This is a genomic window from Pseudomonas sp. 25 R 14 (assembly GCF_900004755.1).
GTDB classification, from domain to species: Bacteria; Pseudomonadota; Gammaproteobacteria; order Pseudomonadales; family Pseudomonadaceae; genus Aquipseudomonas; species Aquipseudomonas brenneri.
In genome coordinates, this window is sequence record NZ_CVTS01000031.1 from 102916 (window position 1) to 124057 (window position 21142).

General features: G+C 55.3%; 19 protein-coding genes. 5 read left to right on the forward strand and 14 right to left on the reverse strand.

All coding sequences use genetic code 11. The annotated features are described in order from the left end of the window. Window positions 1–398 precede the first annotated feature (398 nt). Together BFQ03_RS07555 and BFQ03_RS07560 are read right to left on the reverse strand one after the other, a co-directional pair. Entirely contained in the window at window positions 399–1091 is a 693-nt protein-coding gene (locus BFQ03_RS07555) for a hypothetical protein (RefSeq protein ID WP_239695226.1), read from the reverse strand. 174 nt (window positions 1092–1265) lie between these two features. Then, the gene (locus BFQ03_RS07560) at window positions 1266–1625 is read right to left on the reverse strand and encodes a hypothetical protein (protein WP_065942786.1); all 360 of its coding nucleotides are present in this window, start codon (window positions 1623–1625) and stop codon (window positions 1266–1268) included. A 124-nt stretch (window positions 1626–1749) separates the two neighbouring features. Here BFQ03_RS07560 and BFQ03_RS07565 point away from each other — a divergent pair, with 124 nt between their 5' ends. Then, on the forward strand, window positions 1750–1995 hold the full coding sequence (locus tag BFQ03_RS07565; RefSeq protein ID WP_065942787.1) for a helix-turn-helix domain-containing protein: 246 nt from the start codon (window positions 1750–1752) through the stop codon (window positions 1993–1995). A 169-nt stretch (window positions 1996–2164) separates the two neighbouring features. On the opposite strand, the gene BFQ03_RS07570 is transcribed toward BFQ03_RS07565, so the two are convergent. Then, complete coding sequence (locus tag BFQ03_RS07570) at window positions 2165–3133, reverse strand: DUF932 domain-containing protein (RefSeq protein ID WP_065942788.1); 969 nt, start codon at window positions 3131–3133, stop codon at window positions 2165–2167. Between the two features lie 807 nt (window positions 3134–3940). On the opposite strand from BFQ03_RS07570, the gene BFQ03_RS28915 reads away from it, so the two are divergent. Continuing rightward, the gene (locus tag BFQ03_RS28915) at window positions 3941–4192 is read left to right on the forward strand and encodes a helix-turn-helix transcriptional regulator (RefSeq protein WP_083204809.1); all 252 of its coding nucleotides are present in this window, start codon (window positions 3941–3943) and stop codon (window positions 4190–4192) included. 311 nt (window positions 4193–4503) lie between these two features. Further along, window positions 4504–5589, forward strand: a complete 1086-nt coding sequence (locus BFQ03_RS07575) for a YagK/YfjJ domain-containing protein (protein ID WP_065942789.1) — start codon at window positions 4504–4506, stop codon at window positions 5587–5589. Between the two features lies 1 nt (window position 5590). Here BFQ03_RS07575 and BFQ03_RS07580 read toward each other — a convergent pair whose 3' ends face one another. The 11 genes from BFQ03_RS07580 to BFQ03_RS07630 all read right to left on the reverse strand — a co-directional run bounded on the left by BFQ03_RS07580 (window position 5591) and on the right by BFQ03_RS07630 (window position 17223). Next, window positions 5591–6250, reverse strand: coding sequence for a hypothetical protein (locus BFQ03_RS07580; RefSeq protein WP_065942790.1), 660 nt, complete (start codon window positions 6248–6250; stop codon window positions 5591–5593). Window positions 6251–6288: 38 nt separating this feature from the next. Continuing rightward, complete coding sequence (locus BFQ03_RS07585; RefSeq protein ID WP_065942829.1) at window positions 6289–7506, reverse strand: tyrosine-type recombinase/integrase; 1218 nt, start codon at window positions 7504–7506, stop codon at window positions 6289–6291. A gap of 369 nt (window positions 7507–7875) precedes the next feature. After that, window positions 7876–8649 (reverse strand): LexA family transcriptional regulator, encoded by a 774-nt coding sequence (locus BFQ03_RS07590; RefSeq protein ID WP_082445637.1) that lies wholly within the window; start codon window positions 8647–8649, stop codon window positions 7876–7878. Window positions 8650–8874: 225 nt separating this feature from the next. Beyond that, window positions 8875–9402, reverse strand: coding sequence for an inorganic diphosphatase (gene ppa / locus BFQ03_RS07595; RefSeq protein ID WP_003176323.1), 528 nt, complete (start codon window positions 9400–9402; stop codon window positions 8875–8877). Between the two features lie 111 nt (window positions 9403–9513). Further along, on the reverse strand, window positions 9514–10326 hold the full coding sequence (locus BFQ03_RS07600; protein WP_032861660.1) for a M90 family metallopeptidase: 813 nt from the start codon (window positions 10324–10326) through the stop codon (window positions 9514–9516). 6 nt (window positions 10327–10332) lie between these two features. Beyond that, window positions 10333–10989, reverse strand: coding sequence for a DedA family protein (locus BFQ03_RS07605; RefSeq protein WP_029292285.1), 657 nt, complete (start codon window positions 10987–10989; stop codon window positions 10333–10335). Between the two features lie 288 nt (window positions 10990–11277). Next, window positions 11278–11736, reverse strand: coding sequence for a GNAT family N-acetyltransferase (locus BFQ03_RS07610; RefSeq protein WP_029292284.1), 459 nt, complete (start codon window positions 11734–11736; stop codon window positions 11278–11280). 105 nt (window positions 11737–11841) lie between these two features. Beyond that, window positions 11842–12684 (reverse strand): ethanolamine ammonia-lyase subunit EutC, encoded by an 843-nt coding sequence (gene eutC / locus BFQ03_RS07615; protein ID WP_065942791.1) that lies wholly within the window; start codon window positions 12682–12684, stop codon window positions 11842–11844. Continuing rightward, a complete protein-coding gene (locus BFQ03_RS07620; protein WP_065942792.1) occupies window positions 12681–14075 on the reverse strand; it encodes an ethanolamine ammonia-lyase subunit EutB in 1395 nt (464 codons plus the stop codon). The genes eutC and BFQ03_RS07620 overlap by 4 nt, the downstream gene beginning before the upstream one ends. Before the next feature lie 52 nt (window positions 14076–14127). Further along, complete coding sequence (gene eat / locus BFQ03_RS07625) at window positions 14128–15561, reverse strand: ethanolamine permease (protein WP_032861664.1); 1434 nt, start codon at window positions 15559–15561, stop codon at window positions 14128–14130. A gap of 141 nt (window positions 15562–15702) precedes the next feature. After that, window positions 15703–17223, reverse strand: coding sequence for an acetaldehyde dehydrogenase ExaC (locus tag BFQ03_RS07630; RefSeq protein WP_032861665.1), 1521 nt, complete (start codon window positions 17221–17223; stop codon window positions 15703–15705). 291 nt (window positions 17224–17514) lie between these two features. On the opposite strand from BFQ03_RS07630, the gene BFQ03_RS07635 reads away from it, so the two are divergent. Both BFQ03_RS07635 and BFQ03_RS28920 read left to right on the forward strand, forming a co-directional pair. Then, complete coding sequence (locus BFQ03_RS07635; protein WP_065942793.1) at window positions 17515–19440, forward strand: sigma-54-dependent Fis family transcriptional regulator; 1926 nt, start codon at window positions 17515–17517, stop codon at window positions 19438–19440. Between the two features lie 425 nt (window positions 19441–19865). Then, complete coding sequence (locus tag BFQ03_RS28920) at window positions 19866–20981, forward strand: hypothetical protein (RefSeq protein WP_139115657.1); 1116 nt, start codon at window positions 19866–19868, stop codon at window positions 20979–20981. Window positions 20982–21142 lie beyond the last annotated feature (161 nt).

Genomic DNA, 21142 nt, shown 5'->3' on the forward strand with positions numbered 1-21142 from the left:
ATCAGAGCGGTTTTCGACCAAAATTTATTGCATCTATCTTGGCCCGCGAACCGGGATTAAGGAAACTCTGAAAAAGTCTGTTTTTTGGAAAAACACCGACCTGAAGCCCACGTATTTCCTGGGCTCACGTTTTTGAGATAGGGCTTTTTCAGACCATTCTTAACTGCTAATGGGCCTGCAATTAGCCGATTTATCTTTACCTCGCAGACTTGACAGAAACGACCTTAATAAACCGGTACTTCTTCCTTGCCATCTTCGTCGCCTCCAGTTCAGTACTGAAGAGTGTGCTCTTAGGCTCAAATTTTCTGATGCTTTTTATAGGTCATATAGTTTGCAGGTGCGCACTGTATTTGTCCGTTAAGCAAAAATCAAGGCACGGAAAATACCGTGCCTTAATATTAGTTTATTCCGATTGGATTATCATTTTTATCATAACAAATCGGATATTGGCAGTGCCCACCGGCATTGAGTACTTCCAGTTCATAGACCGTTGGTAGGTACTGCTTGAGCTCTGCCTTGGAAACTTTCTTACCATTAATGGTGCAGTCATCGTCCGCCCGTGGGTTGCACCAGGCTTTCTTTACTTCGATTGTTTTGGTGGGCTTTGTCATGGGGGGCTTTTCGACCTGTGGTTCGCTATCGACTGAGCCACTCGTTTCATTCGCATCCAGCGAGTAGGCAGCAATAGAGTCTTTTACGCTCGCATTGCTAACACCGTGGTCAAGCAAAAAGTCCTGAAGTGTTGCACGAGCTTGAGAGTAAGTAACTTCTTTCCCCTTTTTATTTGGTCCGCCGTCCATGCGGTACGCTATCGGATAACCATCCTCGCTTTCATAGATGTAATAGTAAATTGAAAGGCTAAAGCTTAGGTCCTGACCGTACATGCCATAGATGCCTGAGCCATTGGATGCACGGCAAGTGCCTCGCACACATTTACCGCTAACATGGTTGCTGAAGGTAACGTTACGCTGTTGTTGTGCATTCCACTGAGTGATGTTTCTTGGAATGCTATACCAAGTGCAACGGTAGAATTTCGCCCCATACTGATTTTTGGCCTCCGCGCAGGGAATGGCATAAGGCAGGTCGTTCATAGTTTGTTCATTTGGCAGCATGGGTGGATACATGTAACCGTAGTCAACTTCGGCTTGGGCGTTTATGGCGACTGTGAGCGCAAGGCAAATGGTTGCTTTTAGTATGGTTGACTTTGTTTTCAATTTATTAAGCTCTCAAGTGTGCGCTGTCGCGCTAATTAATGCTGCCGTATGTTATTTTTTATAGATAATTTTTAGTTTTTTATTGACGTAGTCTTTTATGATTTCGTAGTCGGGATTGTAGGTCGCTAGAGTATGACCAGTGCTGACAACGGTAGCAGCGGCGGCTAAAGCGACGCCGATAGGGAGAGAAGCCGCTCCAATAACAGTGCCCAATATACCGCCTTGAGCTAAAGCACCTTTCAGATCGACTTTTACGCGGCACTTTAGATCTAGGCTTTCTATCTTTTTTTCGATAATTACTACGCTCTTAGTGAATTGACCTCTTAAGCCTATAACCTCAAAAGACTTTTTGGCTTTTAGAAAAGTTTCTATTTGAGACTCGTTTAATCCATTTACGGTTGAAAGAGACATATTTCGGATTCTCTGTATTGGTGGTAGGAAGGCCCACTGCTAGCTCTGCTCTACGTCACAGAAATGTCAAAAAGGGTCGTAAATGCCGTGGTCGTGAAGGCATCATAGCGCGACGATTTTCGCCATGGCAAGAATCTCTGCGACTCACGATAAAGACGGCGACCTAGTGCAGCTTGGTGCGGCGGTACGCGCACGAAGACTAGGGCATACGCTGTCGCAAGAAGCCTTGGCGGATGCTGCCGGGATCGACCGTTCTCACATGGGAAAAATAGAGCGAGGGGAGAGGAACGTTACCTTTTTGAATATCCTCCGGATCGCGACTGCATTGCACTGTAAGCCGTCAGATTTGTTCATCGACGCAGGACTATGACCGTTCATTAATCAGCGGTTTGTTTGCGTAAGCTGTTCTTAATTCCTGGACCTGCCCATTCTTTGCGTAGTTCAGTTGGGTAGGGAAGGCCGGATCTAAATGGTTCCCATAGGGCATAAAGCGCCCAGCCATGAGGCACTGGCTGGGCTGTTTTGGTGTGCGAAACGGTTCAGGCCGCGAGGCGTAGAGCCGCATCTAGTGCCCTCTGCTTAATGACGGCACCTTGTCCAAACCATGCCGAGTCCATCCGGTACTCAGAGCTCCTTGCCCGCCGCTCGTGGTCGACATATTCGGTCACGGCGTTGAGCAGTCCCCATGCGGTGCCTTTAGCAGACTGCAAGGTTGAGCCTCGGCCTTGTCCCTCATACAGGCTTTGTACTTTGCGTAGTGCTCGTTCGTTCGGTAGTACTTCAGGAATGGGGCTGTTAGCAGGGGTGTCGCACAGGACGCTGAGGAAGAAACTCATCGCTTCCGGCCATTGCACCTTGCGCTCTGCGAGCATGTGCATTCGATGCATGAATTCGTCCCACTGTGATACCGCGATACCCAGCTGCTTCTTTACCGCCTGCGGATCAAACCGAGTACTGTGCGGAACCTTGATAGCGCGGCTTGCCCCATCCAGGGCAATAGTCAGTGTGTTGTTGCAGACAACTCGAACGGTCGTGGGGGTGGCGGTGGTAGCTAACGTTCCGTCGCACGAGGTTGCCAGTAGCAAATAACCATTCACTTCATCATTACCCGCCAACGTTGCGTTTTGCCCTGTCCGCGCCAACGCCCAGAACTTACGACCTCCTTTTAACACTCCCGCAGTTTCCAGCTCATACCCGGAGACCTCAGTGAGGTCGCGGTAAAATTCCAGCACATCGCGAGGCTGCACTATTTGGTAGCGCTGTGAGACTACTGAAAGTGCTACTTTGGTGTCAGAGCGGTAAAGAACCTTCTGTTCTGGGAATGTATAAATTGATCCCAGGTTACCTACCATGTTGGCCTTGAAATGGACGGGACTATCTTCTATGCGCCAGTTCATACCGGCTTCTTTCTGCCAGACCTCAATAGGTTGCTTGGGTGAAAGTACCGAGCCGAGCCCATGCCATGGCGTTTCACCGACATAAGCCATGTGTTCGATTAAATGTGCCATTAGTTTTTTCCTTGTTTGACAGGCGAGCGCCAACGCTGCTGGGATATCAGCGGTGCGTAATATGCAAGCGAGATGAATATCAGTTGTCTTGAATTGCTTCGACTGTGTGTGAAGCCTTCACGGATGTTGCAGGCAAGTGCATCTTGAAAGAACAGTTACAGTGACTGCATCGGTAGGAGTCGAAGACGTTGCGATCAATTAATGCTCCGATCCTCGCTCCCGCGATACATCCGGCTGCGCCGCTTGCGAATGCCGCCATAATGGATGAGGCCAATCGGCCTACTGCTGTGGTTAGCCCGCCTGTTGGGCTGCCAGTGATCAAAATAATATTGGCACCGATTGTGGTAGCGGATAATCCTTTGAGCACACCGCTCACTCCACCGATGGCGGCACCTGCTTTCTTGGCTGTAGCTTGTTGTGCGACGGCTGATGATCCGCAGCTTGGGCATTCAATCATTTTTTCAGACCTCTAAATAATTATCGGTGTCAAGGATGTTGTCGTTGCTCAAGTGTTATGTATGGTTAAAATTGTTTCGAATTGATTCTTGGTGTCCACGAAGAGGACCGAAGTTAGTTCTCTCTGGCAAAAGAACTAATATTTCAAACGAGGGAACTAACATTTCATAGCTGGGAACCAACTTTCTGTACTGGAAGGTAGGCTAGTGCATGCCTCAGTCCGGTAGTGGATCGGTCGTCAATTGAAATCTGGTTTAGCACCTGGGAATTTTTTACTGGGTGCTAAGTCGAGTGAGTGCGGGAAGAAGATCTTTTACCGTTGGGGCTCATTGAAACCCGAGGGTACCTACCATGCAGCGAGATTCGGCAGTACATCCTAGTGTTATCAGACTCAAGCAGCTTTCAGTTAGGGTGGGGCTGTCACGGTCAACTATTTATGATCGGATCAACCCAAGATCTTCGCGATATGACGCAACGTTCCCTAAGCCTTTTAAATTGGGCAGCTTTGCTGTGGGGTGGCTGGAGGAAGATGTAAGCGCTTGGCTACAGCGATGCGTCAGCGTTTCTTATAATGGTTCTAATTCGAGCAACCACAAGCACTAACTTTCATTTTTCTATTGGGTCATATCTCCAGCGTGCGGTGCTGTTGTTTATCTAATTCGTTGGGTTGGCCGGGGCAAACAGAGAGTTTGAATATTGGTATCTATGTTATATCTAGAATAGTATCTAGTAACTCTAGTATCCATATTCAATGTCTATGCCTAATACCCATCTTTGATGCACGCCGTGATAGAACATGGGCCTGCATGGGCCTGCATGGGCAGTATTGGGTGATGGGTGCAGTAGTGGCTTATCGTTAGTTGCGTGCTCTATGTGATGAATGATTAGAGTGCCTGTCCATATAAGGTGAGTGCATGAGGTTTGATGAAGAGTTGGATTTGTATTTTGAACATGAGTCGTACATGTATGCGGACATCAACGGTGAGACGGTTGAGCAGTATACCGATCAAGCGTTATTGGCGAGTGATATCCGTTCAATTGTCAAAGTAATGTTGCGTCTGAAGGCCTTTGAGAAGGGCTTGTTTCTGCCTCGTACGACGGCAATGTCTAAGCAGAAGAAGGTCAGGATGTTGGAGCAGGACTGTCTAAGCTTACTAAAGGTGGATTTTGGGATGATCAAAGAGGTTTATCCCTGTCATGAGTTTAATCCGCTGTTGAGAGTCTTTGTGAAGAACTTTATTGGAGTGGAACTGAAAACAGATATATACAAGGTTGAGCTGCTTCAATCTGATGAATTATCCCCGCTCCATGACTTGATAGAAAAGGTTAAGCAGGAAATTCGTGGGGTGGAGTTTCAAACTAATTTTAAAGGGTTTAGCCGGTCTGCCAATAAGAATTATAAAAGCCTAGTTGGATATATTGAGTCGCTGTTTGTGCGTTACGCTAGGATGCTAGTGATTCGTATCGATTTCACCTATCGCAGCCAGTACTGCGTTCCTCGAGGAGAAACCGCTATCACCCATGCCGAAGCCAGGAGGCATCGCGAAGCCTTAATGAAGTATCTCAGGAGCCCTAAGTCACCGGGTGTCGTAGGGTATGCTTGGAAACTGGAATATGGTCTTGATAAGTCCTACCATTATCACTGTTTGTTGTTTTTGAATGGAACTGATCATCGAGAGGATATCGTCATTGCCAAGCTTCTGGGCGAATACTGGGTAGAGATGGTGACTGAAGGGAAAGGAATTTATTATAACTGCAACAAGAACAAAGCGGCGTTTGAAAAGAAAGGGATCTTAGGGGTTGGCATGATTAGCCACCATCAGGCCGGTCTAAGGGCTGGGCTAAACCTTGTGGCGGCGTATCTGACCAAGCCGGATTACTTCATCCGGATGATCGCACCTGACGGCGGTAGGTGCTTCGGGAAAGGAGGGCGGGTATCTCCCAAGGAAACAAAACGAGGTAGGCCCAGAAAGCAGCCTGAGGCGTTACCAAGTGAATAACCTATTCACTAGTGCCCAGAAAGGCCGCTCGGCATACGGAGCCTTCTTCCTTCATCCATTTCGTCATCAGGTTAGTAAGTTGGGAGGGGGTGAGATTCATGCTTGAATTTTTATTTAGTTTTACTGCTTCCTCATAAATACAGTTTGCAGCGTCTCGCTCTTTTCTCCAGCCTTCCGTCGGCCGAAGCGAGCTAATTAAAACTGCTATCTTGTTCTGGTTTTTTTGGCTGTTCTTTGAACGTCCTCGGGCCCCTCCATTAATTCGAGGAAGTGTCACTCCACTGGCATATCCCTCGAAGTGGCTAGCATGACAGATAAGTTTCGAAGCGCTAGCGATGGATCCATTTTTACATTCAAAGTCAAATAGGAGGAGGTAGGTGAGTGCGATTAGGGTGTATTCTCGCGCTGGGTGGGTTTGCGAGTCGAACTCACTCATCACCCATTGAGACGTCTTCTGGTCTTTGCACGTCTCTCCCGTTTTTACTTGGGCTTCTATGCTATTTTTGATGTGGTTATAATCTTCGCCAATAGAGTGTGTTATAAGGTAGCACAATGACTCTTCTATCCTGAGCCTTTCGCTATTCCAGTTAGCCTGTAGTTCTTCTTTTAGTTGCTCAAGCTCATGCAAGGCTTGAGCTTGATGTTGCGATGAATTGGTCATGTCGACTCCTTGAAGGTGCGGCTTGATATACTAGGTATTCAGACTTCGAGATTACTGTTGAGCGTTGGATTGAGGAAGGCTGCCCAGTCCTTCATCAGCAATCGGCGTTTATCAAGGAAGTCCGAGCGCGAATAGGCCCCTTCAGTCTGATCGCGTTCATCATGCGCCAATGCCATCTCGCAAACCTCGCGTGGGTAGTGAGTGCACTCACCGGCCCAGTCACGAAACGAGGATCGAAAGCCGTGACGTGTTACATGTTCATACTCCATGCTGTGTAGGAGCGTACGTATTGCGTTTGCGTGCATGGCCCCTGTCTTGCCCTGGCCTGGAAACAGAAAGGCGCTTCCCTCATCTCGTGGAATACTCTTCACCAGCTTTACGACTTCCTCGGCAAGTGGAATTACGAAGGCTACCCGCATCTTCATTCGCTCGTCAGGCAGCGACCAAGTCCCAGCTTCTAGATCAAACTCATCCCAACGAGCGAACCTAACCATGTGGGCGCGTGCGCTGGTCATGATCAACAGTTGAGCGGCCCAAGACGGGGGCGTGGAGTTTGCCCTGAGCTTTATCATCAGATCCGGCACATCCTGCCAGCGCAAAGCTTCAAAGTGCTCGCGCTTCCGAGCCTTCTTCTTTTCAGCACGGCTCAACAGATTGTCTAAGTGCCCGCGCCAGCGAGCGGGGTTCTCACCCTTTCGCAGGTTGCGTGCCTTAGCGGCGTCCAAAACTTGCTCAATTTGCCCACGTACCTCATCGGCGGTTCGTGTTTTGGTGGCCCAGATAGGTTGCAGCACCTTGAGTACTTCGGGAGTACCGATGTCTTCGGCTGACAGCTTGCCTATGTGATCAAACGCATACAGCTCCAGCTTACGCAGCCACCCTTTACGCCACTTCTCCGACCACGCCGCGCCGTGAGCATCACGGTATTCCGTTGCGAGGGTCTCGAACTTCAGTTGCTTCGCTTCACTTGCTCGCTGGGCTTCCCGTTGAGCTGCGCGCTCTATGTCGCGAGCGGCTAATGGGTCTACGCCATCACTCAATTGGGTGCGTTTAGCACTGGCATCTTGTCTGGCCTTCTTGAGACTCACCTCAGGGAATGAGCCCAGCCCCATCTCTCTACGACGGCCCGCCAGCTGGAAGCGAAGCAGCCAGGATTTACGTCCGGTAGGTTTGACGACCAAGCGAAGCCCATCACCATCTTCATAGGTGCCGGGTTCGGTCAGGTTTTCGACTTGTTTCGGATTCAGCTTACCCATTGGATTTCCCCTGTCGTCCCTTTTGTCCCCCCATCTGTCCCCCCACTTCATCGCCGGATGAGGTCAAATGGCGTCGAACACCATCGGACAGGGGAATGCCTGAAACCCCCGGAATAGCTAAGCTATCAGGAAGAATCTCGGATGGGATAGGATTATTTCGGACAATTAAAAAGCCGGCTTGTGGCCGGCTTCTCGGGGACTGGTTAAGTCTATTTTTGGTAAACCTCACCAGCCTTCAATCGTTCACTCAAGCTCTCGCCCAAGTGATAAAGGGGGCATCAGCGGGAACTCCTCCGCATCGCCGGGCAGGGTGTGTCGGCGCTACGCCAACCCCTGCCAAATGTGCCGCGCATGATACTGGCACTCCTCTCAATTTTCCAGCGTCTGGTCTGATTTAGAGCTGTCGTGGCCGATCAGGTGCTCGTCCAGCGGGACGGGAGGGCGGCGGTTGTTCAGGGTGGACCACCAGAAGACCCAGCCCAGGATGTGTACGTTCTGCTCGAAGCGCTGGTCGTAAGTCAGGAGTTCGTCGGGATGTTCGTTGCTGTTGTGGCTGCGGATGCGCAGGCCGCCGCCGGGGCGGTTGTAGAGGTATTTGATGCGCAGCATGCCGTCGTGTTCGAGGGCGTAGATTTCGCCGTCGATGATTTGCGTGCGGCCACGGTCGATGGCCAGGATGGCGCGGTCCTGGATGATGTCGGTCATGCTGTTGCCGACCATGTAGGCCCCCAGGGCACGTTCGGCGGTGACGTTGAGTTGTTCCAGGGTGTGCAGGGAGAGGCGTAGGCTTTCTTCGGTGTTGAAGGAGGCGTGGAGGGGGATTTCCACGTCGATTTTTTCCGGGCCGCTGCTGGGGCCGCAGAGGTAGTGGCCGCAGTCTTCGCGTGCGTCAGCGTTGTTTGCTGTGTTGGGGCCTTCCAGTTGGTAGTTGGTCGGCGGGTGTTTGGGGCCTTCGCCGGTACGCAGCCAGCGGCTGGTGACACACAGCAGTTCTGCTATTTCGTCGAGCCGGGCCATGGGCACGCCACGCTTGAACCAGTTGTTTACGTGCTGGGGCGTGACGTCGCGATTCTTGGCGAAGTCGGATGCGGAAAGATGAACTTCCCGAAGTAATATTCTTAAGCGATCACCTGATGTATTCATAAACGCAGAGTTTACTGGCCGGAAAACTAGATCAAATAAACTATGTGTTGAGTTGGTGTATGTAGGTATTTCCTTATTGAAAGTGAAATCCTGTCGATAATGTATTCAGTTAAACGTTAGTTGATGATTTGTTTATTCTATTGAACTTGTTGTTTATTTTTTTCCACAAAAAAAGCCCCGGATGATCGGGGCTTTTTTGATTGCCGTGGCAATGAGTAGCGGGTATCAGCCTTTATAGGCGGCTACCGACTTCATGATCTCGGCACGGGCGGCGTCTGCGTTGCCCCAACCGTCGATCTTCACCCATTTGCCTTTTTCGAGGTCTTTGTAGTTCTCGAAGAAGTGCTTGATCTGCTCCAGCAACAGTGGCGGCAGGTCGGTGTATTCCTTCACGTCGACGTACAGCTGGGACAGCTTGTCGTGTGGTACGGCGATAACTTTGGCATCGCCGCCGCCGTCGTCGGTCATGTTCAGGATGCCAACCGGGCGGGCACGGATGACCGAGCCTGGGGTGACCGGGTAAGGCGTCACGACCAGCACGTCGAGGGGGTCACCGTCGTCTGCCAGGGTGTTAGGGATGAAACCGTAGTTGGCCGGGTAGAACATCGGGGTGGCCATGAAACGGTCAACGAACAGGCAGTCGCTGTCTTTGTCGATTTCGTATTTGATCGGCGCATGGTTGGCCGGAATCTCGATGGCGACGTAGATGTCGTTCGGCAGGTCTTTGCCAGCCGGAATCTTGCTGTAGCTCATTGGGCGTTGCCCCCGTTATTGGCCAGGTAAACTGGCCGGATTGGCCTAAAAGTGGCGGCGATTATAGGCATATTCCTGCGCCGATGCCACGCGCCAGACGTCGTACGGTACTTAGCCTTCAGTCTGATAGCGCGGGTCGCTGGCCTGCAGATGTTTCAGGCGGGCCAGTGGGTCCTGGCGGTAAAAGTGGCTCAGTTGCTCGTAGACCTGTGGATAACTTTCTGTGAGTAAATCCGGGGCGCTGAAAAAATACTCGCTGGTGACAGCAAAGAATTCCGCAGGGTTTTCCGCCGCGTAGGGGTCGATGGCGGTTTCGGCGTCGGGGTTGTGGTCGAGTTGGCGGTTGAGGTCGTCATAGGCGCCCTGCATCACGCTCGCCCACTCTTGCACGCGCATGTCGCCATGCAGCGGCGGCAGGCCATTGGCATCGCCATTGAGCATGTCGAGCTTGTGCGCGAGTTCGTGGATTACCAGGTTGTAGCCTTCCCAATTGCCACTGGCCAGCACGCCCGGCCAGGCGAGGATCACCGGGCCTTGCTGCCAGGCTTCACCACTGTGTTCGCCGTCCCATTCATGTTCCACGCCGCTGGCGTCGCGATGGCGCTGGGGGCTGCGAAAGTCATCGGGGTAGAGGATGATTTCGTGGAAGCCCTGGTACCAGTCCAGGTCGCCCAGGTTCATCAGCGGCAGTTGCGCCTGGGCGGCGAGCAGCAGGCGTTGTTCCTGGTGCAGTTCGACGCCGGGCAGGGCCGTGAGGTGTTTTTCGGTGAGGAACAGGATGCTGGCTTCACGCAGCCATTGGTCCTGTTCGGCGCTGATGCCGTCGAGGAAGGTCAGGTGATGGCGCACCCGCTGCCAGGTTTCATCGGCAACGGGATGTTTGGCCAGGATGCGCCGGCGACGCCAGGCGCTGAGGGACCACATGGCCGATCAGTGCGGCTTGGCTTCGGATGAGGTGCGGCCAAAGCGGCTGCGCGCCACGCCAATGATCATCGGCACCAGTGACAGCAGGATGATGAACACCACCAGCAGCGACAGGTTTTTCTTGATGAACGGCACGTTGCCGAAGAAGTAGCCGAGGGTGACCAGGCCGCCGACCCAGAGGATGGTGCCCAGCACGCTGAAGCCGAAGAACCGTGGGTAAGGCATTCTGGCGACACCGGCGACGAACGGCGCGAAGGTGCGCAGGATCGGCAGGAAGCGCGCCAGGGTCACGGTTTTGCCGCCGTGCTTGTCGTAGAAATCGTGGGTCTTTTGCAGGTAATCGCGGCGGAAGATTTTCGAGTTGGGGTTGCTGAACAAGCGTTCTCCGGCGGTTCGGCCGATCACGTAGTTGGTACTGTCACCCATGATCGCCGCCAGCATCAGCAGGCCGCCCAGTAGGACCGGGTCCATGCCACCGCCAGCCGCTACGGCGCCGGCAATGAACAGCAGCGAATCGCCCGGCAGGAACGGCATCACCACCAGGCCGGTTTCGCAAAAAATCACCAGGAACAGGATGGCGTAGATCCACGGACCGTAATTGGTTACCAGCAGGTCGAGGTACACGTCGAGATGCAGGATAAGGTCGAGCGGGTTGAAATCCATGGATGGCACCTGTGTGGACGGCCTGGCTCAGCGGGCCTGTGCGGAAGCTTCGGGTAATAAGGCTACAGGCGTATGCCGATTTTCTTACAGCCCTAAAAGGTCGGCATTATACGGATTGAGTGGTGAAAAGCGTGTTGGTTTTGTAGCGGGGGATGTCGCAGCTATTCTGGCTAGCACTGATCCAAATGTGGGAGCAGGCTTGCCTGCGATAGCATCACCGAGGTCTGACTGACACACCGAGGTGTATGCATCGCAGGCAAGCCAGCTCCTACATTTTTTTGCGGTGTTTCAGTCTTCGCTGATCGGGAGTGTGTAGTTCTTGAACTCGGTGTCTTCACGAAAGCCCATGGATTCATAGGTCTTCTGCGCCACGGCGTTATCGCTGCTGGTCGACACGCGCAAACGCACGGCATTGGTTTCCTTGGCCATTTTTTTCGCGGTGCGCATCAGGTTATCGGCTACCAGTTGGCGGCGGGCGTCCTCGGCGACGTAGATATCATTGAGGATCCACACCCGTTTCAATGACAGCGAGGAAAAGCTCGGATACAGCTGGCAAAAGCCAAGCAGCTTGCTGTCGTCGTCATCCGGCAGCGCCAGGTAGATCACCGATTCCTTGCGGCGCAGGCGCTTTTCCAGAAAGGCCCGGGACGAGTCAGGAAAGGGCAGCGCACCGTAGAACTCACGGTATTTGACGAATAATGGGGTCAACAGGTCCAGGTGTTCCAGAGTCGCTTGAGTAATCCGCATGCTAGGCCTCAACTTCTATAGGAATACGACGGCAAACGATCCATTACTCGGGCGCCCGCTGCTTGATGCTGCCTAAAGCGGCTAAAAATCGCAATCGTGTCGGCATCACTCCTTTGGCGGACTGAGCAGGAAATTGCCTTTCATCAGGTCCGGATCATCCGTTTCAAGGGTCTGAACCTGTGCCTCGTCCTTGAGGTTGACCCCCGACAGTTGTCGCCGGCAGGCCTCGCGCATCAAGTACAGCAGGCGGTGCGCGGCCATGCCGTAGCTCAAGCCCTCCAGGCGCACGTTGGAAATGCAGTTGCGGTACGCATCGGTGAGGCCGACCTTGGGGTTGTAGGTGAAATACAGCCCCAGACTGTCCGGCGAGCTGAGCCCCGGCCGTTCGCCAATCAGGATCACCACCATTTTTGCGCCGAGCAGTTGCCCGATTTCATCGGCGACCGCGACCCGGCCTTGTTCCACCAGAATCACCGGCGATAGCGACCAGCCTTCAGCGTGGGTTTGTTCTTCCATGCGTGTCAGAAACGGCGCGGTGTGTTTATGCACCGCCAGCGCTGATAAACCATCGGCCACCACCACCGCCAGGTCCACTCCGCCTGGGTTGGCCTGGGCGTAGTCGCGCAGGGTCTGTGCTGACTCATCGCTCAGGCGCCGCCCCAGGTCCGGGCGCTGCAGGTAGCTGTGGCGGTCGAGTGCGGCGCTGTGCAGCAACAGGCTGTCGCGGCCGCGCTCGGCCATCTGGCGGCTCAATCCGGCATGGTCGAACGGTAGGTGTACCGCATCGCGGGCCTGGGCGTGGGCGAACTGGAAGTCCAGTTGTGCGCCCGTGGGAATGCTGGTGCCGGTGCGGCCCAGGGCAATCCGCGCCGGGGTCAGGCGCCGCAGTTCCAGCCATGGGTTGTCGTTTTCTGGCGTATCAAGCTGCACTTCGGGCTCCTTCTTCATCCCAGTTGCGCCAAGGCATGGCGGAAGGCCGGTGGCAGGTTGTTGCCAAACCGCACCTTGCCATCGGCTTGCGTGAAGATGCCCATTTTCGCCAGCCACTGTTCAAACTCCGGCGCGGGCTTCAAGCCCAGGGTCTGGCGGGCGTAGAGCGCGTCGTGAAAGGACGTGGTCTGGTAGTTGAGCATGATGTCGTCGGAGCCCGGGATGCCCATGATGAAGTTGATCCCGGCCACGCCCAGCAGGGTCAGCAGGGTGTCCATATCGTCCTGGTCGGCTTCGGCATGGTTGGTGTAGCAGATGTCGCAACCCATCGGCACGCCCAGCAGCTTGCCGCAGAAGTGGTCTTCGAGGCCGGCGCGGATGATCTGCTTGCCGTTGTACAGGTACTCGGGGCCGATGAAACCGACCACGGTATTGACCAGAAACGGCTTGAAATGCCTGGCCACGGCATAGGCGCGGGTTTCGCAGGTTTGCTGGTCGATGCCAAAGTGCGCATTGGCGGACAGGGCGCTGCCTTGCCCTGTCTCGAAATACATCAGGTTTTGCCCCAGGGTCCCGCGATTCAGGCTCAAACCCGCATCGTAGCCTTCCTGCAACACATTCAGGTTGATCCCGAAGCTGGCGTTGGCTGCTTCGGTGCCGGCAATCGACTGGAACACCAGGTCCAGTGGCACGCCACGGTTGATCGCCTCGATGGAGGTGGTGACGTGGGTCAGCACGCAGGCCTGGGTCGGAATCTCGTAGCGCTGAATGATCGCGTCGAGCATCTCCAGCATGGCGCAGATCGAGGCGATGCTGTCGGTGGCCGGGTTGATGCCGATCATGGCGTCGCCGTTGCCATACAAAAGACCGTCGAGAATGCTCGCGGCGATCCCCGCCGGCTCATCCGTGGGGTGGTTGGGTTGCAGGCGTGTGGACAGGCGCCCGCGCAGGCCCAGGGTGCCGCGAAACTGGGTAACGACGCGGATTTTCTGCGCCACCAGCACCAGGTCCTGCACGCGCATGATCTTCGACACGGCGGCGGCCATTTCCGGCGTCAGGCCGGGTGCCAATGCCCGCAGGCTGTGTTCGTCGGCCGCATCGCTGAGCAGCCAGTCGCGCAGGCCGCCAACGGTCAGGTGGTTGACCACGGCAAAGGCCTGCTGGTCGTGGGTGTCGATGATCAGCCGGGTGACTTCATCGCTTTCATAGGGGATCAGCGCTTCTTCAAGGAAGTGCTTCAAGGGAATATTGGCCAGGGCCATTTGTGCTGCCACACGTTCGCCATCGTTCTGCGCGGCAACGCCTGCGAGAAAGTCCCCGGAGCGGGCGGGACTGGCCTTGGCCATCACGTCCTTGAGGCTGTCGAAACGGTAGGTCAAGGCGCCGACCGAATGAGAAAAACTTGCCATACAGACTCTCCATGACGACGCGGGCGGTGGCCCGCGCCGTGGTTTACGGCGTTTAGTGCAAGGCGGCCTCTGCGGCCTGGATCGCCGCGAACTCTTCTTCCGGCGTGCCTGCTACCAAGTGATGCCGACTGTAGAAAGCAAAGTAAGCAATTAATACTCCATAGATGATCGCCGCGCCAATCACCACGCGTGGATCCACCAGGAAGCCCGCGACTACTGCGATACACGCCAGCACCAGAGCCAGGCCCGAGGTGAAGATGCCTCCCGGTGTGCGGTACGGGCGCTCCATTTTGGGGCGACGGATGCGCAGGGTGATATGCGCGGCCATCATCAACACGTAGGAAATGGTCGCGCCAAACACCGCCACCAAAATCAGCAGGTCGCCCTGGCCGGTCAGCGACAGGCCAAAACCGATGATCCCCGGGATCACCAGCGCCAGCACCGGCGCCTTGCTTTTATTGGTCTGCGACAGTTTGCGCGGCAGGTAACCGGCGCGGGACAGGGCGAAGATCTGCCGGGAATAGGCGTAGATGATCGAGAAGAAACTCGCGATCAGTCCGGCCAGGCCCACCAGGTTGACGAAGCTGCCCATCCAGGTCGAGCCGCCGTAGGCCAGGGCCAGGGATTCGACCAGCGGGTTGCCCGATTTGACCAGCGCCAGGGTGCCCGCGCCACCGGGGGCGATCACCAGGATCAGCAGGGCAAAACTGGTCAACACCACAATCGCGCCGATCAGGCCGCGCGGTAGGTCGCGTTTCGGGTTCTTGGTTTCTTCGGCGGCCAGGGGCACGCCTTCGACGGCGAGGAAGAACCAGATCGCATAGGGGATCGCGGCCCACACGCCAACATAACCAAATGGCAGGAAACTGCTGGCGCCCTTGGCCTCGGTCACCGGGATATCCAGCAGGTTGGCGACGTTGAAGTGCGGCACCATGGCCACCAGGAATACCCCCAGGGCAATCGCGGCGACGGCGGTGATCACAAACATCAGCTTCAGCGCTTCCCCGACACCAAAGATGTGGATGCCGATAAAAATGATGTAGAACGCCAGGTAGATCATCCAGCCGCCGATGCCGAACAGCGACTCGCAATAGGCGCCGATAAACACCGCGATGGCGGCGGGGGCGATGGCGTATTCGATCAGGATCGCGGTGCCGGTGAGGAATCCGCCCCAAGGCCCGAATGCACTGCGGGCAAAGCCATAGCCGCCGCCTGCGGTGGGGATCATGGAGGACAGTTCGGCCAGGGAAAAACACATGCACAAGTACATGGTGGCCATCAGCAGCGTGGCGAGGAACATCCCGCCCCAACCACCCTGGGCCAGGCCAAAGTTCCAGCCGGCGTAGTCGCCGGAAATCACATAGGCAACACCGAGGCCGACCAGGAGCACCCAGCCGGCGGCGCCTTTTTTCAGTTCGCGTTGTTGGAAATATTCGGAGCCGACTTTTTCGAAGTCGACGGAGGATCCTGTCGGTTCGCTAGGCATGGGAAAGTACCTTTTTTATTGTTTTAACTCGGCGGATGTCTGCCGAATGCACGTCGCAACTACTGATGAAGATCCAAATGTGGGAGCGAGCAAGCCCGCTCCCACATTTAATTGCATTTCAAGTGTGAGAGCGGGGGAGGGTTAGAAGAACCCCAGCGGGTTGATGTCGTAGCTCACCAGCAGGTTCTTGGTCTGCTGATAGTGATCCAACATCATCTTGTGCGTTTCACGACCCACGCCGGACTTCTTGTAACCCCCAAACGCCGCATGCGCGGGGTAGAGGTGGTAGCAGTTGGTCCACACACGCCCGGCCTTGATCGCCCGGCCCATGCGGTACGCGCGGTTGATATCGCGGGTCCACAAGCCAGCGCCCAGGCCAAACTCGGTGTCGTTGGCGATCGCCAGGGCTTCGGCTTCATCCTTGAAGGTGGTGATGCTGACCACCGGGCCAAAGATTTCTTCCTGGAACACGCGCATCTTGTTGGTGCCCTTGAGCAGGGTCGGCTGGATGTAATAGCCGCTGGCCAGGTCGCCGGTCAGTTTCTCCACCTTGCCGCCGGTCAGCAGCTCGGCACCTTCGCCCTTGGCGATTTCCAGGTATGACAGGATCTTGTCGAATTGCTGCTCGGACGCCTGGGCGCCGACCATGGTGTCGGTGTCCAGCGGGTCGCCACGCTTGATCGACTCGACCTTCTTCATCACCACTTTCATGAAGTCGTCGTAGATCGACTCTTCCACCAGTGCGCGGGATGGGCAGGTGCACACTTCGCCCTGGTTGAAGAACGCCAGCACCAGGCCTTCGGCGGCTTTTTCGATGAACTGTGGCTCGGCTTTCATGATGTCGGCGAAGAAGATGTTCGGCGACTTGCCGCCCAGCTCAACGGTGGACGGAATAATGTTCTCGGCCGCGCAATGCATGATGTGCGAGCCCACTGGCGTGGAGCCGGTAAAGGCGATCTTGGCGATGCGCTTGCTGGTGGCCAGGGCTTCGCCTGCTTCCTTGCCAAAACCGTGGACCACGTTCAGTACGCCCGGTGGCAGCAGGTCGCCGATCACTTCCATCAGCACGTTGATGCCCAGCGGGGTCTGCTCGGCCGGTTTGAGTACCACGCAGTTGCCGGCGGCCAGGGCTGGCGCGAGTTTCCAGGCAGCCATCAGCAGAGGGAAGTTCCACGGGATGATCTGGCCGACCACACCCAGTGGTTCGTGGAAGTGATAGGCGGCGGTGTGTTCGTTGATCTCGGCGCTGCTGCCTTCCTGGGCGCGGATGCAGCCGGCGAAGTAGCGGAAGTGGTCAGCGGCCAGGGGGATATCGGCGTTGAGGGTTTCGCGCACGGCCTTGCCGTTGTCCCAGGTTTCGGTGACGGCCAGCAGTTCGAGGTTCTGTTCGATGCGGTCGGCGATTTTCAGCAGCACCAGCGAGCGGTCCTGGGCCGAGGTCTTGCCCCAGGCGTCAGCGGCGGCGTGGGCGGCGTCCAGTGCCTTGTCGATATCCTTGGCAGTGGAGCGTGGGAAGTCGGCGATGGGCTTGCCGTTCACCGGCGAAGTATTGGTGAAGTAGTTGCCATCGACCGGTGCAACAAATTCGCCACCGATGTAGTTGCCGTACTTGGCCTTGAACGAAACGATAGCGCCTTCAGTACCGGGGTGTGCATAACGCATGGTGGGTATCTCCTGACTTCTTATGTTTATTGGAGTGCAGCGTGGCTGCGCTTGATAAAGCGTAGAGCAAAGGTCGGGCCAGTGCCCTGTGGGCCAGGTAAATCAAGGGCTTGGGGTTTGTTGCAAGGCTTTGCTGTGACAAGTCTGATACAGCCTGTGTGACACTTTGTGCCATAAGCGGTACAGCCTGTGACCCATGGGTCGCCCTGGGATTGCAATGCGCCAAGGCCTGGAGGATGCTGGGCGTCCCGGTCCGCGGTGTGTCCCACGCAGCAGGAGAACAATAAGAACATGCACAACGATCATTTCAGCCGCCATGCTCGGCAAGTCCTGACCGTCACCCGTGGGCAAGACCCACAGCACGGCCCCGGCAGCGATCCGTCGATTGCCCGCTCTTGGCTGCGCTGCCTGGAGGATTACCACCTCGACCCGGCGCTGACCATCGCCCCCACGGTGCTGGAGCATGATCGCCTGCTCGAAAGCCGCGAGCGCCTGCAACAAGTGCTGCACATCGCCGGCAATGAAATGAATAATTTGCATCAACAACTTTCCGGCGCCGGCCACGCGGTGCTGCTGACCGATGCGCGCGGGGTGATCCTCAATTGCGTCACCGCGCCCAGTGAACGCAAGGTGTTCGAGCGCGCCGGCCTATGGCTCGGCGCCGATTGGAGCGAGGCCTGCGAAGGCACCAATGGCATTGGCACGTGCCTGGTGGAGCGCCAGGCGCTGACCATTCATCGCGACGAACACTTTCGCGGGCGCCATACCGGGCTGACCTGTTCCGCGAGCCCGGTGTTCGACCCTCATGGCGATTTACTGGCTGTGCTCGACGTATCGTCGGCCCGCGAAGCGGTTTCGCGCCAGAGCCAGTTCCACACCATGGCGCTGGTCAATCTCTCGGCGAAGATGATCGAGAGCTGCTATTTCCTGCGGCACTTTGAAAACCACTGGTTGCTGCGTTTCCATCTGCAGGCCGAGTCCGTGGGGCTCTTCAGCGAAGGGCTGCTGGCATTCGACGGCGAAGGGCGCATCTGTGCGCTCAACCAAAGCGCGCAGAACCTGCTGGGCCAGCCACGCGGGCGCTTGCTGGGCCTGCCGGTGGAGATGTTTTTCGATTGCACCCTGGACCAATTGCTTGGCCGCGCCAGTGCCAATGCCAGCGCCAGTTGGCCCCTGCGTACCCGCGATGGGCGTAGCCTGTTTGCCGTACTGCGCGGTGAATCCCGCCGCGCACCCAGCCCGGTGGTGCAAGCGCCGCCCAAGGTTGAGCGGCCACGTTTGCCAGGGATCTGCCTGGGTGACGAGGCGCTGCAGAGTGATTTTCGCAAGGCCCTGCGGGTCTTCGAACGTGACGTGCCGCTGCTGATCAATGGCGAAACCGGCTCCGGCAAGGAGGCCTTTGCCAAAGCCGTGCACCACGCCAGCCAGCGCGCCGACAAAGCTTTCGTAGCCCTGAACTGCGCGGCCATCCCTGAAAACCTGATCGAGAGCGAGTTGTTCGGTTATCGCGGCGGCAGCTTCACCGGCGCCCGCAAGGAAGGCATGCGCGGCAAGCTGCAACAGGCCGATGGTGGCACCTTGTTCCTCGATGAAATCGGCGATATGCCCCTGGCGTTGCAGACCCGGTTATTAAGGGTGCTGGAAGACCGGTTGGTGGTGCCTATAGGTGGCGAACCGCAAGCGGTGAACGTGCGCATTATCAGCGCAACCCACCGTGATTTGTTGATGCGGGTGGCCGACGGCACCTTCCGCGAGGACTTGTACTATCGCCTCAATGGTCTGGAGGTAGCGTTGCCGGCGTTACGTGAGCGCAGCGACAAGTCGCAGTTACTGGACTTTCTGCTGACACAAGAAGCTGAAGGGCAGGCGATAGTGCTGGATGGCGATGCCCGTCAGGCGCTGCTGGACTTCGCCTGGCCGGGTAACGTCCGACAACTGCGTACGGTGCTGCGCACCTTGGTTGCACTGTGTGACGGTGGGCGGGTAGAGATGGACGATTTACCCTCGATGGTTCGTCTGGCGCCCTCTCAGGTGCAAATCACCGTACAGCGGGGTAAGCAGCCGCTGGAGGATGCCGAGCGCTTGGTATTGCTGGCCGCGCTCGAACAGCAGCGCTGGCATATGAGCCTTGCCGCAGAGCAGTTGGGCGTCAGTCGCAATACGCTGTACCGCAAATTGCGCAAACATGGAATCGCTTTGCGCTCCGCAACTGAGTGACGCCAAGGAGGGCTTTTGATCTTTTACGCTTTTCCTGGCGAACTTGCTCACGCCTTCACTTTTCGTAAGTTGTCGGTGGGCGAGTCGCCGGTATGTTCGCTAAGTGCTGTAGTCCATAATGTATATAGTCTGAGTGCCAGGCTGTGCAGTCACTTGCTGGGAGTGGTTTGGTGAGGTGCTTGTTTAATATGGATTTTGTTTTTTTGTTTTGGTGCTTGTGCGGTGCGTCAGTGTTGAGGAAAGATGCGTTTGAAGTGTGGGTTGTGATTTTTTGATTTGAATTATGTGTCTTGTGGAACTGAGCATTGTCTTTCTTGTACTAAGAAATAAAGGACGATTCATTATTTTGGAATTGTAGGTTCTAGAGGCGGGTCAGTGTACTAGTGGCGCGTCATAGGCGTGTTTTTTACTATGTAGGTGAAGATATGAATATTACAGGTTCTCCTATTCCAAATTATTTTCAAATGAAAGATTCGGCGGCCGACTTGCCCAGTCAGCAGGCAGCCGCCAGTACGAAAAGTGTGTCAACGTTGAATGAGTCAATGGATAACCAAAAGACCCAGGTGTCCTACCAGGCACATACTGCTGGGCAAAAGCAGCAGGATGAAGGGTCTGTACGTACTAAGCGGGGGATTAAGTTTCCCAAGCGTCCCACGTTTCCCACGCTTCCCTCTCCGAAAAAGTCGAAGCTTCCGCCGTCTAATGGGACGCCAGGTAAATATATACAGACCGCCGGTCTTGGTCACAGCCGGCCAGCAGGCCCTCCAAACAGCCCGGGGGTGACTAAATTCAGGGACATGGTGTTCAAAACGCAGCACCCAGGTTCATCAGTCACTGGCCCGGCCAAGCCTGCTGTTGCCAAACCGAAGACATTTGGCGATGTGGCAGCCAATCTGGTTGTCGCTGATCGCCTAGTCAAGGCTGGGGTGTTTAAAACGGACACCAGTTTGAAAACCGTTACACGTGATGCTTTTGTGAATACTTCCGTAAATGGACTTGTCAGCGCACCGTTGAATATTGGTACCTACGCGGGGTCTGTCTGGGCTGGCGAAACTATCAAAGGTAGTTTTACTGCCAATACCCCGGTACTTCCTCCGATCCATCAGCCTGCCCTAAGTCAGGCCACTAATACTGCGGCGGCGGTAAGCAGTCCCGGAGGACAAGATGATGCCGTGATTAAGTTGCGCCTGGAGAACGCTGAGCTAAAAACTCTGTATGCCGTCAATACAATTCAGACCATGGTTGAGGGCGGGGACGGTAAGGCCCTTGAAAAAAGCTCGACATGGCCCACTGGCACAAATGAACGCCTTGATGTTATGGAAAAGCTTTATGACGCGGCTGAGAATAACATGGTGAAAGTTTCGGAGAAAAATGATTTTATTTACAGGCCATACAAGGACGATTCAGCAGTCGTGTCGAAAGATGCTACTGTCAGATTGGATACGCTGGATAAAAGGTATGAGCATCTCAATAGTTCGGGCATAGGCAGACTTATTGCAGTACGCGAGGTGGAAGACGCGAAAAAAACCCAGACAGCGTGAGATAAATTTCATTGCTTCTGATTCGGTAGCTGGAGTGCGTTTGTTTGTTTCACCAAGGGAGTGCAATCAAGCTGGGTGTTGTGCAGAAATGCCCAAGTACCGGGCTTGATTGCAACTCTTTGGGTTGCAGTAAAAGAGTGCGAATTTTCCCACCCTGCGCT

Coding starts and splice junctions, on each gene's coding strand:
- BFQ03_RS07555 (WP_239695226.1), bottom strand. CDS start 1,091: ATGAACGACCTGCCTTATGCCATTCCCTGCGCGGAGGCCAAAAATCAG.
- BFQ03_RS07560 (WP_065942786.1), bottom strand. CDS start 1,625: ATGTCTCTTTCAACCGTAAATGGATTAAACGAGTCTCAAATAGAAACT.
- BFQ03_RS07565 (WP_065942787.1), top strand. CDS start 1,750: ATGGCAAGAATCTCTGCGACTCACGATAAAGACGGCGACCTAGTGCAG.
- BFQ03_RS07570 (WP_065942788.1), bottom strand. CDS start 3,133: ATGGCACATTTAATCGAACACATGGCTTATGTCGGTGAAACGCCATGG.
- BFQ03_RS28915 (WP_083204809.1), top strand. CDS start 3,941: ATGCAGCGAGATTCGGCAGTACATCCTAGTGTTATCAGACTCAAGCAG.
- BFQ03_RS07575 (WP_065942789.1), top strand. CDS start 4,504: ATGAGGTTTGATGAAGAGTTGGATTTGTATTTTGAACATGAGTCGTAC.
- BFQ03_RS07580 (WP_065942790.1), bottom strand. CDS start 6,250: ATGACCAATTCATCGCAACATCAAGCTCAAGCCTTGCATGAGCTTGAG.
- BFQ03_RS07585 (WP_065942829.1), bottom strand. CDS start 7,506: ATGGGTAAGCTGAATCCGAAACAAGTCGAAAACCTGACCGAACCCGGC.
- BFQ03_RS07590 (WP_082445637.1), bottom strand. CDS start 8,649: ATGAATACATCAGGTGATCGCTTAAGAATATTACTTCGGGAAGTTCAT.
- ppa (WP_003176323.1), bottom strand. CDS start 9,402: ATGAGCTACAGCAAGATTCCGGCTGGCAAAGACCTGCCGAACGACATC.
- BFQ03_RS07600 (WP_032861660.1), bottom strand. CDS start 10,326: ATGTGGTCCCTCAGCGCCTGGCGTCGCCGGCGCATCCTGGCCAAACAT.
- BFQ03_RS07605 (WP_029292285.1), bottom strand. CDS start 10,989: ATGGATTTCAACCCGCTCGACCTTATCCTGCATCTCGACGTGTACCTC.
- BFQ03_RS07610 (WP_029292284.1), bottom strand. CDS start 11,736: ATGCGGATTACTCAAGCGACTCTGGAACACCTGGACCTGTTGACCCCA.
- eutC (WP_065942791.1), bottom strand. CDS start 12,684: ATGAAGAAGGAGCCCGAAGTGCAGCTTGATACGCCAGAAAACGACAAC.
- BFQ03_RS07620 (WP_065942792.1), bottom strand. CDS start 14,075: ATGGCAAGTTTTTCTCATTCGGTCGGCGCCTTGACCTACCGTTTCGAC.
- eat (WP_032861664.1), bottom strand. CDS start 15,561: ATGCCTAGCGAACCGACAGGATCCTCCGTCGACTTCGAAAAAGTCGGC.
- BFQ03_RS07630 (WP_032861665.1), bottom strand. CDS start 17,223: ATGCGTTATGCACACCCCGGTACTGAAGGCGCTATCGTTTCGTTCAAG.
- BFQ03_RS07635 (WP_065942793.1), top strand. CDS start 17,515: ATGCACAACGATCATTTCAGCCGCCATGCTCGGCAAGTCCTGACCGTC.
- BFQ03_RS28920 (WP_139115657.1), top strand. CDS start 19,866: ATGAATATTACAGGTTCTCCTATTCCAAATTATTTTCAAATGAAAGAT.